The 17839-nt window shown below is 56.7% G+C and carries 13 protein-coding genes; 9 read left to right on the forward strand and 4 right to left on the reverse strand.

Annotation, left to right across the window (positions count from 1 at the left end; all coding sequences use genetic code 11):
* Both AB8B75_RS16990 and AB8B75_RS16995 read left to right on the forward strand, forming a co-directional pair.
* Window positions 1-217: helix-turn-helix transcriptional regulator (locus tag AB8B75_RS16990; RefSeq protein ID WP_405364000.1), on the forward strand; the 217-nt coding region annotated here is incomplete at its 5' end.
* Window positions 218-766: 549 nt separating this feature from the next.
* On the forward strand, window positions 767-1714 hold the full coding sequence (locus AB8B75_RS16995; protein WP_405364001.1) for a formylglycine-generating enzyme family protein: 948 nt from the start codon (window positions 767-769) through the stop codon (window positions 1712-1714).
* A 3-nt stretch (window positions 1715-1717) separates the two neighbouring features.
* On the opposite strand, the gene AB8B75_RS17000 is transcribed toward AB8B75_RS16995, so the two are convergent.
* Together AB8B75_RS17000 and AB8B75_RS17005 are read right to left on the reverse strand one after the other, a co-directional pair.
* Complete coding sequence (locus AB8B75_RS17000) at window positions 1718-2854, reverse strand: mandelate racemase/muconate lactonizing enzyme family protein (protein WP_405364002.1); 1137 nt, start codon at window positions 2852-2854, stop codon at window positions 1718-1720.
* Window positions 2851-3579 (reverse strand): GntR family transcriptional regulator, encoded by a 729-nt coding sequence (locus AB8B75_RS17005; protein WP_405364003.1) that lies wholly within the window; start codon window positions 3577-3579, stop codon window positions 2851-2853. Before AB8B75_RS17005 ends, AB8B75_RS17000 begins: the two co-directional genes overlap by 4 nt.
* Window positions 3580-3683: 104 nt before the next feature.
* On the opposite strand from AB8B75_RS17005, the gene AB8B75_RS17010 reads away from it, so the two are divergent.
* The 7 genes from AB8B75_RS17010 (at window position 3684) to betC (AB8B75_RS17040) (ending at window position 14179) form a co-directional block, all read left to right on the forward strand.
* A complete protein-coding gene (locus tag AB8B75_RS17010) occupies window positions 3684-5315 on the forward strand; it encodes a GMC family oxidoreductase (protein ID WP_405364004.1) in 1632 nt (543 codons plus the stop codon).
* Window positions 5305-6693, forward strand: a complete 1389-nt coding sequence (locus tag AB8B75_RS17015) for an aldehyde dehydrogenase family protein (protein ID WP_405364005.1) — start codon at window positions 5305-5307, stop codon at window positions 6691-6693. Before AB8B75_RS17010 ends, AB8B75_RS17015 begins: the two co-directional genes overlap by 11 nt.
* Window positions 6694-6697: 4 nt before the next feature.
* Window positions 6698-8317, forward strand: a complete 1620-nt coding sequence (gene betC, locus AB8B75_RS17020) for a choline-sulfatase (protein ID WP_405364006.1) — start codon at window positions 6698-6700, stop codon at window positions 8315-8317.
* Window positions 8318-8446: 129 nt separating this feature from the next.
* The gene (locus AB8B75_RS17025) at window positions 8447-9646 is read left to right on the forward strand and encodes an ROK family protein (protein ID WP_405364007.1); all 1200 of its coding nucleotides are present in this window, start codon (window positions 8447-8449) and stop codon (window positions 9644-9646) included.
* Window positions 9621-11582, forward strand: coding sequence for a TRAP transporter permease (locus AB8B75_RS17030; RefSeq protein ID WP_405364008.1), 1962 nt, complete (start codon window positions 9621-9623; stop codon window positions 11580-11582). Before AB8B75_RS17025 ends, AB8B75_RS17030 begins: the two co-directional genes overlap by 26 nt.
* Window positions 11579-12556: a TAXI family TRAP transporter solute-binding subunit gene (locus AB8B75_RS17035; protein ID WP_405364009.1), complete on the forward strand. Its 978-nt coding sequence runs from the start codon at window positions 11579-11581 to the stop codon at window positions 12554-12556. The genes AB8B75_RS17030 and AB8B75_RS17035 overlap by 4 nt, the downstream gene beginning before the upstream one ends.
* Before the next feature lie 60 nt (window positions 12557-12616).
* Window positions 12617-14179, forward strand: coding sequence for a choline-sulfatase (gene betC / locus AB8B75_RS17040; protein ID WP_405364010.1), 1563 nt, complete (start codon window positions 12617-12619; stop codon window positions 14177-14179).
* 441 nt (window positions 14180-14620) lie between these two features.
* Here the strand turns inward: betC (AB8B75_RS17040) and AB8B75_RS17045 are convergent, their stop codons facing one another.
* The gene (locus tag AB8B75_RS17045) at window positions 14621-15826 is read right to left on the reverse strand and encodes an acyltransferase family protein (RefSeq protein ID WP_405364011.1); all 1206 of its coding nucleotides are present in this window, start codon (window positions 15824-15826) and stop codon (window positions 14621-14623) included.
* 224 nt (window positions 15827-16050) lie between these two features.
* The gene (locus AB8B75_RS17050) at window positions 16051-17262 is read right to left on the reverse strand and encodes a helix-turn-helix transcriptional regulator (RefSeq protein WP_405364012.1); all 1212 of its coding nucleotides are present in this window, start codon (window positions 17260-17262) and stop codon (window positions 16051-16053) included.
* Window positions 17263-17839 lie beyond the last annotated feature (577 nt).

Genomic DNA, 17839 nt, shown 5'->3' on the forward strand with positions numbered 1-17839 from the left:
TATCATCTATCCGAAAGACAGCGCGCTTTCCCCCCGTGAGGCGGAATGCCTCCTTTGGCTCGCCAAGGGGGATCGCAACGCCGAAATCGCAAGGCGTCTTGGCGTAAATAGCAAGACAGTGGATTTTCATCTGGCTGGCGCGCGCCAAAAACTCAACGCCAAAACATCGACAGAGGCGGTCGTGATCGCGGTGATCAACCGATACATTCAACCATAGCAGTCATTCGGATACCGCGCAGCATCGGTCAGTGTGAGCACTGGGCCGCCTAATGTCAGTGCGGCATTGCCGACCATGAAGGCGGTCTCGAACCAGCCGTTCGAGGCGCGGACTACGCAACTGAGATTCAACTGTTTTTGCCGATGCGCCGACTTCCCCGTATCGATAGCTGTTGTTGGGTCAACGCGCCGCGAAATATGGTTCTGGAGCCCATTCCGGTTACTGTGGTTTCGTGCTGCGTGCGCTCGCAGCGCTAAAAATGTGGCTTGGGCGGAGGATTTCATGCCGCCGTGCAGCGCAAGAAGCGGCTATTTGTGCAGGTCGCGGCAGGAATTGGGCATTGAGTTTCTTGATGACCGTGCGGCCCTTTATCTTGAATTCACGTGGCGCTCTTTTTTGTCGAGATACTCAAATCTCAGTCGTTCCCCTCGTAACTCGGGACGAAATCGCTTGTTTCCTTCAGAGCGAAATAGGAAGGACATCGAACTCCCATTGTGTATGCGCCCGAAAAACCATTCTATGGATGGGCATGTCCGGCGTGGAGGGGTGATGCGAAATATCGCAAAAATGGAGGGAAAGCGGTGCTGCACGCCTGCGAGGGCTGGATCTCTTGCGCTTACACAGGCTGAATTTGAGCGAAGTGGCGGTCGCAGCTACGCCGAAATTGTGGAGATCCCTGGCGGTACGGCCATGGTCGGCACAAGGTCCCCGCAGATCCCAGATGATGGCGAAGGGCCAATTCGTCGGGTCGTGATCAAACCGTTTCGAATGGCTGTCACCACTGTCACAAACCAAGAGTTCCGTGCTTTCGTTGACGCCACAGGCTACGTGACCGAAGCAGAACGATTTGGCTGGTCTTTCGTGTTTTGGAGCGAGGTACCCAGGAGTGTCGGTCCCACACAGGCGGTGCCTGACGTTGAATGGTGGAGACGAGTTGATGGTGCCTGCTGGTTCGCTTCGAACGGTCCTGAGACCGAACATGATTGCCAGCCCGATCATCCTGTCGTGCATATTTCTTGGAACGATGCGCGCGCTTATACCTCCTGGGTCGGTGGGCGACTACCCACCGAGGTCGAATGGGAACATGCGGCGCGTGCGGGCCAAGGCGACGTCCGGTTTCCTTGGGGAAACGCAGAGCCGAATGATACGGACATCACTCCGTGCAACATCTGGCAAGGCGACTTTCCAAAGGTGAACACTGCGGCAGATGGGTTTGTAACGACGGCCCCGGCACGATCTTTTGAGCCTAATCCCTGGGGGCTCTACAATCTGGTCGGCAATGTTTGGGAATGGACCGCCGATCCCTATCGCGTCCGCTCGCTGAAACGCGCGGTCAATGATCGATTGTCGGGGATGAAGGGGTACAAGCTGTCAAAGGGCGGCTCATTCCTGTGTCACCGCAGTTATTGCTATCGCTACCGCATTGCCGCCCGGTCGGGAACATCGCCAGACAGCTCGACCACGCACCATGGTTTTCGCGTGGTTTGGTCTGACTGAGGCCTAGCTGATCTCGGTGTAAAGCGTTTGAAGTGGTGCCAACTCCGCTGGGATGCCGTCAATTCCCAGACCAGGTCCGTCGCTGCAGCGCCACTTGCCGTCTGACACAGGCTCACGGTCGCCAAAGAACATGGTGCGCAACGGGTTTTCGTTGACATCAACTTCCAAGAGCCCGTCGCCGCCTGCACCAGCCAGCAATTCCGCCGAGGCGGCTATTCCAATGCCTGCGCCAAGAAAGTGCGGGAAATAGCGGCGGTCGTTTTTAAGCGCGTTGCGGGCCACAGCAAAGTTGCCTGTGATCCCACCCCATTTTGCGACGTCGGGCTGGATCACGGATAAAACGCCTGCTTTGATGGCGTGATCGAAATCGGCCACTCCGATGATGTTCTCTCCCCCCGCCAGTGCGACGCTTGCGTAACCCGCGAGGCTCTGCCACTCGGCGGTATCGTTGAAAACTGGCAGAGGTTCTTCCAGCCAGTGAAGCGGCACGCCATTGATACCGTTCAGAAACGCCTTCGCCTGTTCCAGCGACCACGCTTGATTAGCATCACAGGCGATTAACTCGTTCTCCGCCAACTCAGATTGTATCCGGTGCACGTCGCTAACGTCGGCGGCCATGTCAAAGCCGACCTTGAGCTTGAACCGGCGGTGCCCATCGTTCCGCGCACGGGGCATCAGATCGGCGGCGGCGGAAATCTGAATGCCGCTGGCGTAGGCTGGGACGCTTTCAGGCGCGTCCTCCCGGATCAAACGGCGCAGCGGCAAGCCTTCGCGGCGCGCGGCCAAGTCCCATAGCGCGATGTCCAGCCCGGCGATGACCTGAGCGAACGGCCCGACCTCGCCACATTGCACAGCACGTATCCGGGTTTGTGCATCAAGCTTGTAAAAGAAATCGGTAGGCGAAGCGAATTCAACACCCAAGACCAAGTGCGCGACATCCATCTCCAGCAAACGCAAACGGTGTTCTGCCCCGGCAGCGGGCCAGTTTGCCCAGATCTCGCCCCAACCGAACGCGCCGTACCGATCCTCAACGCGCACAAGAACGGCTGGGCGGTCGTGCATGACGCCAAAGGATGTGGCGACGGGTTTTTTCGTCGGGCTGCGAAAGGCCCAAGCCTGAATGCACGTGATCGTGATCATGACAGAAGGTCCATTTCCAGACGCACAAAGTCGCTGCGATAGGTGACATCAGCGAGGTAGATGACTTGATCCCGGGCGTCACAGATGACGCGGCGCACCTCGACCACCGGATCGCCGACGGCGAGGCTCAACAAACCCGCGGTGTCAAAATCACATTTGCCGATGGTCAGCGATTGGCGTGCCCGGGCGACATCAATATCGTCGGAATCAACGAGCACCGGCAAGGCAAGCTGCGTTCTGAACTCTGCCTCGTGGCGGGCAAAGACTTCCTTTTCAAAGTAAATCGAAATGACGCAGTAGGTCTCGCCCCCGCGGGTATGGGTGCGGCGTAACAGATGATAGCCGGTGTCCGACAAGGTGCCGATCAGCGGTTCACCCGGCACCTCGGCGTCGCGGTCTTCCAGAAGGTCTAGCGCCGGTTTGTCACCGCGATAGTGATCCGCCAAAGTAGACAGACGCGTGCCCAGATGCAGGCGATCCCGCGCTGGTGGGGGCGGCAGAACGGTTGTTCCGCGCCCGCGCCGCGATTCCAGCAGGCCTTCCTCTTCCAGTATCTTCACGGCTTGACGAACGGTGATCTTTGCGACGGCGTATTCTGCCGAAAGGTCTGAAATTGTTGGCAAAAGATCACCTACCTCCCAGACGCCACGATCCAGATCCTGCCGCAGAATCTCGGCGATCTGAAGGTAAAGCGGAGAGCGACTTTGCCGAAGCGTGTCTATCATGGTGGGGCGGTTCCCGATTGATCCTAAAGTTCTATATATAGAACTTTTTGTTGCACGACCAGAGCTTTTCGATTAATCCTATGTTTAGAACTTTTGGAGGCTGCATGACAGGCTTTGACTACATTATCATCGGATCGGGCACGGCAGGGTCAACGCTGGCAGCCCGTTTATCCGAAGATGACGCCGCGCGTGTTCTTGTTCTCGAAGCGGGCGGAGCAGACCGTGGTTTCTGGCTGAAGCTTCCGGTTGGCTACTACAAATCCATCTACGATACGCGCGTTTCGCACCTATATCGCGGTGATCCGGATCCTGGCATTGGCGAGCGGCAAATGGACTGCCCACGGGGGCGTGTGGTAGGCGGATCAAGCTCGATCAACGGATTGATCTATATTCGCGGTCAGCACGCTGATTTCGACGATTGGGCGGCACTTGGCGCGCAGGGATGGTCGTTCAATGAAGTGTTGCCGCATTTCAGAGCGTTTGAGACATATGCCAGGTCTCCATCGCAGTATCGCGGCGCGCATGGGCCGTTGCAGGTATCCGATCTGCGCAATAACAACCCGGCTTGCAATGATTGGCTGCAAGCGGCCCGCGCGCACGGTCTGCCGCAAAACGATGATTTCAACGGGGAAAGCGCCTATGGCGTTGGCAAGTACCAGTTGACGCTTCGCGGGCGTTGGCGGGACAGCGCGGCGACGGCCTTTTTACACCCCGCTTTACAACGGCCCAACCTGACGCTGGAGACGGGCGCACAGGTGTTGGAGATTCTTTTCAGCGGCTTCCGCGCGACCGGTGTGCGCTATGTACAGAACGGCACGACGCATGAGGTGCATGCCGATTGCGAAGTGATCCTGTGTGGCGGGTCTGTTCAGACACCGCAGCTTTTGCAGCTGTCGGGTATTGGACCAACCGAGCTTCTGGGCGCGCATGACATCCCTGTGCGCGTCGATGCCCCCGAAGTGGGCGAGAACCTGCAGGACCACCTACAAATGCGCACCATTGTCGAACTGGAAGAGCGTGGCGCGTCGTTGAACGATCACATACGAAACCCTTTCAGTCTCGCCAAAATGGGGTTGGAGTGGTTGCTTGGCGCGCGCGGGCCGTTGACCGTGGGGGCCGGTCAGGTGGGCGGCGCGGCTTGCACAAAATTCGCGACAGGCGGACGTCCCGATCTGCAACTGTTCGTCATGCCACTATCTGTCGACAAACCCGGCAAGCCCTTGCACCGCTATTCGGGTTTCACCACTTCGTTCTGGCAATGCCATCCAGAAAGCCGTGGGTCGATCCGTATTGCAAACTCTGATCCTTTCGCTGATCCGCGCATACGCACCAACTACCTATCAGCCGAGAAGGACCAGAAGGTTATCGTCGAAGGCATCCGCATGGTGCGCGAACTCTACAATCGACCTGAGTTTCGCTATCGCTGGCGGCGCGAGGTTATTCCCGGTGCGCAACATCAAAGCGATGCTGAGGTTCTGGCCGCCGTGCGTCAGATGGCGGGAACGGTGTACCACCTAGTTGGCACCTGCCGCATGGGGTTAGACGCGGGCGCCGTAGTGGACCCCGAATTGCGGGTCAATGGCGTGGAGGGGCTGCGCGTGGTTGATGCCTCGGTCATGCCCAAAATCACCTCCGCCAACACAAATGCCCCCACTTTTATGATTGCCGAAAAAGCCGCCGCAATGATCCGCGCCGACGGCTCCGGCACAGCACAGGACACCACACATGCTCATTGAAATCCGCAACCCTGCCGCTCCTGAACAGATCGTGGCGACCTTTGATGAAACGCCATTGGACGCCTTGGATGACTGCGTCGCCCGTGCAGGTCTGGCGCAGGCGGGTTGGGCTGCAAAACCACAACCAGAGCGCGGCGCGGTTGTCGCCAATTTCGTGGACGCGTTAGAGGCGCGCGCAGAAGACATCGCTATGTCAATCACCAAAGAAATGGGCAAGCCATTGGCCGAGGCACGCGGCGAGGTTGCCAAGGCCGTCGGCGAAGCCCGTGCCTGCATCGGTCGTGCAAGTGCTCCCATTGGCGAGGTTTTCCCGTCGCAAATCCCGGGCACTGTCGCCTATTCCACCCGTCGCCCGCGCGGCGTGATCCTTGGCATCAATCCCTGGAATTTTCCGTTCAGCACGCCGATGCGCAAAGCTATCCCGGCGCTCGTTTACGGCAATGCAATTATCCTCAAGCCCGCATCTTTGACTCCCGGCGCTATCGTTTTGATGGCCGAGGTCGCTGCTGAAGTGCTGCCCGCAGACCTCGTGCAATCGGTGATTGGCGGCGGTGCCTTGGGGCAGGCTTTGTCAGAGCACATTGGCATTGATGCAATCAGCTTCACAGGCTCTGTCGAGGTTGGCAAACGCGTAGCGATAGCAGCGGCGGGTCATCTGGCGGAAGTGTCGCTTGAATTAGGTGGCAAGAACCCTGCAGTTTTGCACGACGCTACCGATCTTGAACCCGTCCTTGATCAAATTATGGCTTCGGCCTTCGCCGTGTGCGGCCAGAGATGTACGGCCGTCAGCCGCGTGGTTGTGAACCGGACGCTCGAAGCAGAGGTGATTGCGGGTCTCTCCAAGCGCGCTGAGGCCATGCAGCCAATGGACGGCGCAGCGAATGGTACAAAAATCGGACCACTCGCCAGTTTGCAGCAGCTTCAGGATGTGGATGGCTTTGTTACCCGCGCAAAGGCTGCGGGTGCCACGGTCGCGGCGGGTGGTGAAAAGCTCAAGACGGAGACGGGCGGGTATTTCTACACACCAACCATTCTGTCGAACGTGACCCGCGGTATGGAAGTCGCCCGTGACGAGGTTTTTGGCCCGGTCCTTTCCGTGATTGCCTATGACAAGGTGGACGAGGCCCTGAGCGTCGCCAACGACGTCGCCTTTGGCTTATCGTCATGCCTCTATTCGGAGCGCACAGACGTGGTCGAGCGTTTTATCGCGGAGAGCGAAAGCGGCATGATCCATGTGAACGCAGGCAGCTTCCCGGAAAACCACCTGCCGTTTGTCGGCGTCAAGGACAGTGCCATGGGGGTGGGTGGCTCGAACGGCCCGTCGACGATTCAGTTCTATACCACCGAGCATACAGTGTACCGCCGGGCGGCAGTGTAAGCCGATGACCAACAAGCCCAACATCCTGATGATCATGGCCGACCAGCTGGCCCCGCAGGCGCTGTCGTTCTATGGAAACCCGGTCTGCAAGACGCCGCATCTTGACCGGTTGGCCGCCAAGAGCGTGGTGTTCGACAACGCCTACTGCAACTATCCGGTCTGCGTGCCTTCTCGCGCGTCGATGATGTCGGGGCGGCTGACGCCAGCGATCAAGGTCTGGGACAACGCCTGCGAGTTGGCCACCAGCCAGCCGACTATAGCGCACCATCTTCGGCACCTCGGCTATCATACAATGTTGTCGGGCAAGATGCATTTCATCGGCCCAGATCAGAAGCACGGCTTTGATGAACGTACAGTGACGGATGTCTATCCATCAGGCTTTGATTGGGTAGCTGATTGGGAGGCGGGTCCGGCCTTCGTGCCCTCAGCCACGGGGCTGAACGGTGTCGTCGATGCCGGACCAGCAGCACGCACCTTGCAAGAGGATTTTGACGAGGAAGTCGCCCACGCCACAGTGCAGACCATCTATGATCTTGCACGGCGGGGCGATGATGCTGGACCTTGGTTTCAGATCGCATCTTTCACCAGTCCGCATACACCGTTTGTTGCGGACCAGAAATACTGGGATCGCTATGATCCAGACGACATTGATGTGCCACAGGTCGGTGCCTTGCCGTTCGAGGATCTCGACTATGCGTCCCGCGCACTGTTCTTTGCACATGGGAGGCACCGTCACCGCGTCACGCAGGACGATCTGCGGCGCGCGCGGCATGGGTATTACGCGATGATCTCATTCATCGACGACAAGGTCGGAGAAGTTCTCGATGCGCTGAAGGCGAGTGGTCAGGCTGACAACACAGTTGTGATCTTCTGCGCAGACCACGGCGAGATGCTGGGCGAGCGCGGTATGTGGTTCAAGCAGAGTTTCTATGAATGGTCAGCGCGAGTGCCATTGATGGTCTCAGCGCCCGAAAAATATGCGCCGCGTCGTGTCAAAGACTGCGTCTCGCTGGTTGATCTCTTGCCAACGCTTGTCGGTATCGGGGGCGGCAAGGTGCGCTTGCCGTGTGATGGCGAAAGTCTTGAGCCTGCTTTGAACGGCGCGGCGACGCGTGATCTGGTGATATCGGATTACTATGGCATCGGGCCTTGCGTACCCTACCGCATGGTGCGTCAAGGGCAGTTCAAGCTGATCTATACCCATGATCATCCGGATCTGCTGTACGATCTGGAGGCCGACCCGCATGAGCTGCAAAATCTTGCAGGCGATCCTGCGCACACGGACACATATGAGCGGTTGAAAGCCATTCTTCTGGATGGCTGGGATCCTGATGAGATCGACAAACAGATTCGTACCAGCCAGGCAGAACGTCTTTTTCTGAAGACAACGCCCGGCGCTCCCGAGGACTGGGATTTTGTTGCGCGCAAGGGCGACGAGACACGCTATGTACGCCGTGGCTCGGGGGGCGTGGATGGCACCAAGGCCAATCGACGGCTGCCAAAGGTGGAACCCGTCGCACCGCATTTCCCTGAGCTTTCTCAAGAAGATGTGGCAGCAATCATTTCGGGAGACGCGCTGCTGCCAGCCTATCTTTCAACGGACGAGCACGATGCCGTCAACTGATAGAAACCGAACAGCTGAGCATGAAATGTTTGACAGACCTTGCGCGCCATCATTACAAACTAACAGATGGTTAATAAAGAATCATCAAGCTCAACCCCAGCAAGTCTGCGTCGCACGCACCGGGGGCTCATGCTGAGCCGCATTCAGGCAGAACCGGGAGTATCGCGTGCCGAATTGGCCCGTCGCTTTGGGTTTTCCGAGATGGCCGCAACCCGCATCGCGCGGGATCTGCTTGGGGCCGATATCATCGAAGAATTCGAGCTTTCCGAAGAAAACTCGAGTAGTCAGCGTCGACTTGGTCGTCCGCGCAAGGGCCTGCGGATCAATCCCAAAGGTGTTGTTGCCGCTGGCATCACCGTCTCGGCCTATTTCTCAGAAGTGTCGATCTGTGATGCAAACGGGCAGACGATCGCCCGCAGAGAGGTCAGTAACAGCTCTTTTGAAGACGCGACTGAAACCGCTCGGATTTATTCAAATGCTCTGCGCGACCTGATCAAGGATACGGGCATCAACACAAGCCGGATCGTCGGCGTTGGCGTGGCCCTGTCCGCCAAAACGTCGCCGGATCGCAGCAAGATTATCCGCTCCGAGTACTTTGGTTGGGACAACGACGGGGGTCAGTTCTGGGACGAAGTGCGCCACAACACTGGCCTGCCCGTCGTGATTGAAAACATTGCCAACGCGCTTGCGCTTTCGGAAATGCGGTTCGGTGCCGCCCAAGGTGTTTCGGAGTTTGCGTTGGCCCACGTGGCAACCTTTGCCGGTGTTGGTGTTGTGTCCGAAGCGCGCGTCGTTCGCGGCGCTTCAGGTGACGCTGGGCGAATTGGCCATTTTCGGTCTCATCGCCGCCCACTGCGCTGCACATGTGGCAGAGATGACTGCCTAAACCTTTCGGCAACGGGCTTTGGGTTGCTGGCAAAACTGGGTACGCTTGATCACGATACGTTTGAGCATTCGAAACTTCCGGTCTATGCAACGTCGCTTTTGGATCTTGTCGATAACGACGCAAACTCGGAACATCTGAACGACGCAGGTGGTCTTCTGGCCGAAGCGCTAGACCCGCTGACCAAGCTCCTTGCGCCAGAACTGATCATCCTCAGCGGAACGCTTGGGTCCAATAGTGCCTATTTCGACGGTACCAAAGAGAAGCTGACCACCGAATATGGATATGGGTCCGACAGCGGATTTCGGCTGGTGAAAGGTGAGGTGTCCCCCGCCGAAGCAGCATCATTGCTGGCGCTGCACACATTCTGCTACTCGGACTGGCTGGATTTCGAACGCCTGAACGCGCACGCGTCGGATCATGACAAAGGGACGGCTTATGCTTAGCGCGGTGCCAGAAAAGGTCTTTGACTGGGCCATCGGGATTGTGTCCGTTCTACTGGTCAGCCTGACGCTTTATACGGCCTATTTCGGGGTTTTCCCTGACGGGCTGCAGCGCAGCGCGCACCTGCTTCTGGTCATGGCGCTTGTCTACGTTGCGGCCCTGCGCGCATCGGTAAGCGCGGACGGGGCGAGCGGCCTGAGGGCCACCCTGCAAAAGTTTTGGATCCTTTTGGTATTGGCTGCGGGCATCGTCGCCACGGGGCACCACATAGTCAATTTCGACGCGATCAATGATCGCTGGGGCGAGATCACGGACTATGAGATCATTTTCGCCGTTATTCTGGTCATCGCGCTGTTCGACGCCTGCCGTCGGACCATTGGCTGGCCTATCGTTATTCTGGCGGCAATCTTCATCGCCTACGGCCTTTTCGGCGCCTATCTGCCCGATGGGCTGGCGCATCGCGGATATTCTCTGAAACGCGTAACGGCGCAGTTATATCTGGGCGGCGGCGGTATCTTTGGCACGCCACTTGGCGTCAGCGCGACATTCGTGACTGGCGTCGTCGTGCTGGGCGCGTTGTTGGAAAAGACCGGTGCTGGACAAGTGCTGATGGATTTTGCCACAGGCCTGACGGGCCGGATGCGTGGTGGGCCCGCTAAAGCCGCTGTCGTCGGGTCCAGCCTGATGGGTATGATATCCGGCACTGCGGTTGCCAACGTGCTGACCACCGGGCCGATCTCGATCCCGCTGATGCGCAAAAGCGGCTATCGCAAAGAAGCGGCCGGCGCGATTGAGGCTGTCGCCTCGACCGGGGGGCAGCTGATGCCGCCGGTGATGGGGGCTGCGGCTTTCATCATGGCCGAATTCACCGCGACATCCTATCTGACCATCGCCAAAGCAGCCTTCCTTCCTGCGGTAATCTTCTATGCGGTGCTGCTGGCTATGGTGCATTTTGAGGCAGTCAAACGGAATATTCCGCTTTTGCGCGACGCGGATTCAACCACCGACTGGGCTTCAATAGTTAAGCGCTCTTATCTCTTGGCACCGCTGCCAGTTTTCGTGAGCATGCTGCTGAACGGATATTCGATCATGCTGTCATCGTTCTGGGCTGTTGCGGCCTCGGTGATCGTCAGCTTCTTCAGTCCCGCTTCAGCGCAGACACCGCGCCGTATGGTGGAAACCGCAGTTACGGCGGCCAACGCGGTCATCCCTGTGGCACTTGCCTGTGCGGCGGCGGGCTGCATCATCGGGATTATCACGCTTACGGGGGTTGGGCTAAAATTCTCGACGCTTGTGGTGCTGCTGTCCGGTGGTCAATTGCCGCTGGCCCTGATGTTGACCATGCTGACCTGCCTGATCCTCGGGATGGGCCTGCCAACGGCGGCTGCCTACATTCTTGTCGCGACACTCGTCGCTCCGGCGCTTGTTGATCTGGGTGTCGGGCTTCTGGCCGCACACCTCTTCGTGCTTTATTCTGCCATGCTGTCTTCGATCACGCCGCCTGTTGCTTTGGCTGCCTATGCGGCTGCTTCGATCAGTCAGGGGAACCCGCTGAAAATCGCGGTCCTGGCCTGTCAATTCGGCATGGGCGCTTTCGCTGTGCCCTACTTCTTCGTCTACGACCCCGCGCTTCTGGGGATAGACGTCACATGGGTGCAGGTGGTGGTGTCTTTCATCACCGCAATTGCAGGCGGTGTGGCGGCCAGTGTCGCGATGATGGGCGTGTTCGCCTATCGCCTAAGCATCATCGAGCGCTTTGGCTTCGCTCTGGCAGCCGTGTTGTTTCTAAGCTCGGATTGGCGGTTCGATGCGCTCGCATTCCTGCTCGCCGGTGCACTGATCTTCTGGAGCCTGCGCAAAGGCGAACCTCACGAAACAACCAACACAGAAATCGGCTCAGAATCGATCAAAACAACCTCAAAGGGAGAGACCCAATGAAACTCACACTGAAATCAACGCTTTTTGCAGCGGCGGCACTTTTGGCTCCGATTGCAGCCCAAGCAGACGACTTTTTCTCAATCGGGTCCTGCCCGGTTGGCTGCACGGCCTATACTTGGTCGGCGGGCATCGCCGATGTGATCAACAAGAACATCGCCGGCGTCGAAGCCACGGCAGAAGAAACCAAAGGCTATGTGGCCAATATCAAACTGTTGCAGGACGAAGAAATCGAAGCCTCGATGGCGACGACCCTGTCCTCATACGAGGCCTATGCCGCGACCGGCCCCTACGAGGGGGGTGAGCCCGGCAAGATCCTGTCGTGGATGGCCATTGCACCCGTTGGCATGCACGTGATCGCGCTAGAAGGTGGGCCGGTGAACACACTGGCGGACCTCAAGGGCAAGCGTGTTGGCATGGGTCAGCCTGGCGGCGTGTCGATGCTGGATGCGAACGTTCTGATGGAGATGGTCGCGGGCGACGATTTTGAAGCCTTTCGTGTGCGCCTTGGTGATATGGTCGACATGCTGAGCGACGGCAATATCGACGCCGCCCTGTGGAACGGCTCCTTCCCGTTGCCACCAGTGATCAAACTCTCGGCGCAACGTGACGTGAAACTCATCCCGATTTCGGATGAATTCTACGCGGACCTTAGCGCCAAGTATCCCCCCTACTTCCGCCTCGCGATCCCTGGCGGCACGTATGAGGACGTGGCGGCTGACACTCCGACGTATGGTCTCGCAAACGGTCTGGTGATCTCTGCCGATGTGTCCGAGGATCGTGTCTATGCCATGACCAAGGCAATTTTCGAAAGTCTTGATGATCTGGCAGGTGTTCACCCGGCCTTTGGCCGCGTAACCAAAGAGACCGTTTTGAACGGCTTTGGTGCGCCTTTGCATCCCGGTGCGTTGAAGTACTATCGTGAGATTGGCGTACCCGGCATCGAAGAATTCGTTGCCCGCGTCGGCGAAAAGTAAGATCAAACGACATCCGCTCGGGCATTTCCTCGGGCGGATCAATTCTTGCAAGGAAGTCCCATGACCCGTCCCAATATCCTCGTCATTCAGGCCGATCAGATGACTGCACTTTGCCTGTCCGCCTATGGCAAGCCCTATGCGATCACGCCGAACATTGACAAAATGGCGCAGAACGGGACGACCTTTGCCAACGGGTATTGCAACAATCCGGTGTGCGGCCCGTCGCGCGCCTCGATGATGACAGGTCGCTTGCCTTCGGACGTTGGTGTTTTTGACAACGGGGCGGAGTTCCTGCCCTCCGAGCCGACTTATGCGCATTACTTGCGCAAACTTGGCTACAAGACAACGCTGTCGGGCAAGATGCACTTTGTCGGCCCCGATCAATTGCACGGGTTCGAGGAACGCCTGACCACCGATATTTACCCCTCAGATTTCGCTTGGACGATGGATTGGGACAAGACCGACGAGGCCTACGCGCCCTCAGTCATGAGCCTGCTCAGTGTCGTCGAATCCGGCCATTGCGAGCGCAACCTACAACTGGACTACGACGAAGAGGTTTTCATCGCCGCGCGCAAAGAGCTTTACGACCACGCGCGCTCTACCGATGATCGCCCCTTCATGCTGCACGTGTCGTTCACCCAACCGCACAACCCGTTTGTTGCAGGCCGCAAATACTGGGACATGTATGAAGGTCGCGACATTCCTGAACCCGAGGTGCCGCATATCCCCTATGAAGATCGGGACCCGTGGTCGCAACGCTATTTCATGACGATCCGACAAGACGAATTCGACATCACGCCCGAGCAGTTGCACAGCTCGCGCCGTGCGTATTTCGCGATGGTCACCCATATCGACGAATTGGTCGGCGGGTTGATCGAAACGCTGGCAAGCATTGGTGAGCTGGACAACACCTACGTTTTTATGATCTCGGACCACGGCGAAATGCTGGGCGAACGTGGCATGTGGTTCAAGTTCAATCCTTACGAGGCCTCGCTGCGCGTACCGATGATCATGCAAGGCCCCGGTGTCAAAGCGGGCCACCGGGAAGAGGCCGTGACCTCACTCGTCGATCTGATGCCGACCTTCACTGATATCGCGAGCGGTGGTGCGTTTGATGGCTATGTTGCTCCCCACGATGGCCGCAGCCTGCTGGACCTTCCTGAACCGAATAGCTTAGAGGATCACGTTTTCATCGAATCCACTGGTGAAAGCCTTTATGGCCCCGCGTTCATCATGATCGAAGGGCGCAAAAAGCTGGTTTACACCCGCTCTGACCCCAAGATGTTCTTTGACATGCATGCTGATCCGCTTGAATTGAACAATCTGGCCAACGCGCCGGAACATCAGGAGCAAATCGAACTGATGTTCGCGACAATGATGGAACGTTGGGATGAAGAGGCGCTTGAGCTCCGCATTCGCGCCTCGCAGAAAAAGCGCATGTTTGTGCATGACGCCATGAAACACGGGCGCTTTCCAACCTGGGACTTCGGGCCTGAATATGATCCCGGCAAGGTCTATGTCCGGGGCGGTTCCGATCCCAACACGACTGCCACCAAGCAGCGCGGGCGTTTCCCCTACGTGCCGACAACACCGCCTCAGTTTCCGCGCGGTGCCAAGAAGTGACATGATCTCACGGCGTGCGCGGTGGAGCACCTCGCTCGCGTAGGCGCACCATATTCAGGCCGATGTAGCTGTTTGAAAGCCAGCTTTAGCATTCGTCCAATCTGCAAAACAAGCGGCTGTGGCCTGGTTGCCGTCGAATGACCGCTCTGGCGACATGAACTGCATTGCAGCGAAAGTCGTGCCACATTTGCGAGGGAATGCTGCGTCAGCGAAGGTCGAAATTCCAAAGTCGGTTTTGTCCCGCACAGCCGACATGGAAGTCACTTTCGGCCGAAGATAACCGGATCAGAAACGTCAGAAGTCAGGTTTGAGCCCAAACTGTCTGTTATATTGTTTGGCGCGTATGGCCGCTTTGACGCATCTAACCTCGGTCTTTCACTGGGTCAAGCGTGGCCACCGACTTAAGCAGAAACCCGGACCACCCACCGTAAACCGGCGAAACTAGATCACGCGTTTCACCCCCGGGATAAGGCGCAACAAGGTCGTGTTGAAGAAGCTGATGATCAACCCGGCTATGGTTACAATCGCGAATTTCGCAAGCGCGGGCAGATCAATGTTGAGGATAGCGCCCTGCAATCCGACTAGGATGAAAACATGAAAGATATAAACGCCAAAAACATTCTGATCTAGGCGTTCCATCCACTTGTTTGGGGCCGAAAATCGGTCTCGGAACAACACTGAAAACCCAACGATAAGGCCAACACAGGTAAAAGCCTCCAGCAGCCCCCAAAGAATGCCCCATTGTTTTCCCCCAAGTGTCATTGCGTCAGGCAGGATGCCCTCAGGGAATATTTGCATAAATGGCTGTGTGATGACCGCGATGACAAATGCGGCCATGCCAATTGCCAACCATTTTGGCGCCAAGGATGATGGCAGTTTCTCCAACCATTGCCCGCGTCCTGCAATAATTCCAATTAGAAACAGACTCCAGTATTGAGGCGCATGGACCAACTCAGCAGGGATCACACCAAGTATATCAACCCAATAATCTTGCTGAAAAAAGTTGCGGACAATCATCCCCGCAATCCCCAACGCTAGAGCGTAGATCAAAATGGCTCGATTGCTGGGAGTTGAGAATACCTGAGGCTCCCGTCCATTTTGTGTCGACGCTATCCCGCGCAAAAGAGCATAGACAATACTGAGGGCAAGCAGTTGTGCAATGAACCAAAGCGGACCCATTTCGATTTGCCACTGGCCGATATACCGAAAAAGCAAGAATTCAACAAAGCCATCCTGAGACCCAGAACCCAGATACGTGATGGGGCCGAACAGAAAAAGACAGACTAAGACCAACGGTACGCCCAACCGAATGACGCGGTCACGAACGAACGCCACACCACCTTTACGATCATACGATCCACTTACAAAATATCCGGATATGAAAAAGAAAAATCCCATAAAGAATGCGGAATTAAACAGAAAGAAAGCCCCCAGCCAGTTGTTTGAGACAGGGTCATCAATCGGCCATTCGCCCCCCGTTGGCCCGTAGGGCTGTGCTGCATGATGGGCAACCACCAGCGAGATCAGGATAACACGAAGCCACTGGACAAAATACAACTGCCCTGAACGCGACTGCGCGGCGGTGTCTACCGCGACACTTTCTGACGCGACATTCGGAAGAGCGGGAAGTGTAGTCAGGTTTTTCATCTTCAAGGTCCTTTTTTGGCAGTTTGCCCGGCAGACTTACGCTCTTGTTGAGCAGCGAACAGCGAGTGTGCAAAAAGGATACGAAAAGCCTGACGCCAATCGCGACCGCGCAGGCTGGATAGGACGTTCGAACAAGCTGGCTCGAACTTCTGGGAATTTTTTAGATTATATTCCAATGCGTTATGCACGCGGAAATTGCGCGAATTTTCAACGGTGCAGCGCAGCTACACGTTTCCGACGGCACTTTGGGGTTTGTGTGTTGCCCGCCAACCCGAGGGCGTCAGGTCCGTAACCTTCTTGAAACTGGTGTTGAATGTGGATTTTGCATTGAAGCCCACGGTCTCACTGATCTCGATGATTGTGTCATCGGTTTTGACGAGTAAATCGCAGGCATCGCGGATGCGACATTGGTTTACGTAATCATAGAATGGCATGCTCAATTTGGTGTTCAGCACCTCGGACAAATGGATGGGCGAAATCGAAATCGCAGATGCGAGGCTGCTCAAATTCAATCCGTGATCACGCCAGAGCTGACCTTTCACCATCCGGCTTTCCAGTCGGGCGGCATAGCGGTCGATGTCCTCTTGTTGCAATCCAGAACGTGCGTAGCGCGATTGTGGTTCTCCCGGTTCGGGCATCTCGGGGGCGGTGGGCGCTTCCAATATCTGTTCAGACCAATCCGGCAAAGGTGGATTTGCCCGCAATGCGAAAATACCGAAAGACATTGGCAGGACAAGGTCGAACAGCCGCGACCAGACTCCTTCACGTATGGCCGGGGAGCCCATCAACAGCAGCACTTCGTCAATAATCACGAACAACGCGAGGATCAGAATTGTCGCCACCAACCCATCCAGCCAGCGCAATGTCTTGTTTTCCAGATCGGAAAACACATCCCGGATATTGCGCTTATGCTGTATCAATCTCCGTATGCAGAGGCCGCCATAGATGATCAAAATCGCGATCCAAAGTATCCAGTACGCCATTTCCCCGAGGTCAATAAGCTGCTGATAACTCGGAGATATCGCGCCTTCGACCAAACCACGCCGTACGTTGGCTGGAAGCACCAGTGCAGGCGCGAGGCAAATGAAACTCATAACGAATGGCAACAAGTGAACGGCGTCACGCCGATGCAGGGTTGCGTTCGAACTGGTCAATGCACGGACGTAAAAATATAGCGCCACCATAAATCCGGGAACGAATACGTCATGCCAACGAAAGAAAGTGCTCTGCACTAAAAAAACGCCCGAATAGGCAAATGAGTTCACTGCATCGGCAATGGTATTAACAAAGAAAGCGATCATCGCCCAGATGTGCATCCGGGACGTCGGCGTTTCGTGTAAACGCAAGAATAGCCCGAGGAGGACAAAGGCCGAGACTGCCACAGCGCCTGCTATGCCGAGATGTTCCCAATAAAGCAGTTCTTGAATTTCCATCATAGCACGGCCCTTCTAAAGATCTTTCTAGTGCCAATATCACGAAATCATAGTCCAACTGAAATCACTAGGTTTCACCTCTCAGAAGATTCAGCGCCCCCGCCCATTGCCGTTGCTGTCTTCTACCCACCGCGTCAGAGTATCCTTGGACTGGATCGTTGAAGTGTTTAAGAAGGCTGTGCTTTAGCTTCGGGGTCCGGCCGAGAGCGGCCACAGTTTTTGAAGCGGACATTCAAGCAAGTGCAGCGAAAGCCCGTTTTGTTGCGCAAACTGTGAGTTCACCTAAACCTTGATTTTGCGCCCGCAGCGAATGTCCGGATTGACGGGCCGCACCGCAGCATTACCGGAGGAGGATGAACGGCAGCAATGGGCCGTCCTCATCGATGAGTAACAACTCAAGGGTTCACATGCTGCATAAGCTCAGATGGCCGCAAAGAGCCCCAATTCGACTGATGCTGCACTTTGCACAAACGTCCGCCGTTTAGGTTTGACGACCTATGGTGAGTTGTGAGGCGAAGGCCAGTTGAGATCGGATTGAAACCTTTCATAGACCAAAGCCTCAGCCTCCGCATGTGCAGCA

This window comes from Roseobacter sp. (genome assembly GCF_045106495.1).
In the GTDB taxonomy this organism is placed as follows: Bacteria; Pseudomonadota; Alphaproteobacteria; order Rhodobacterales; family Rhodobacteraceae; genus Roseobacter.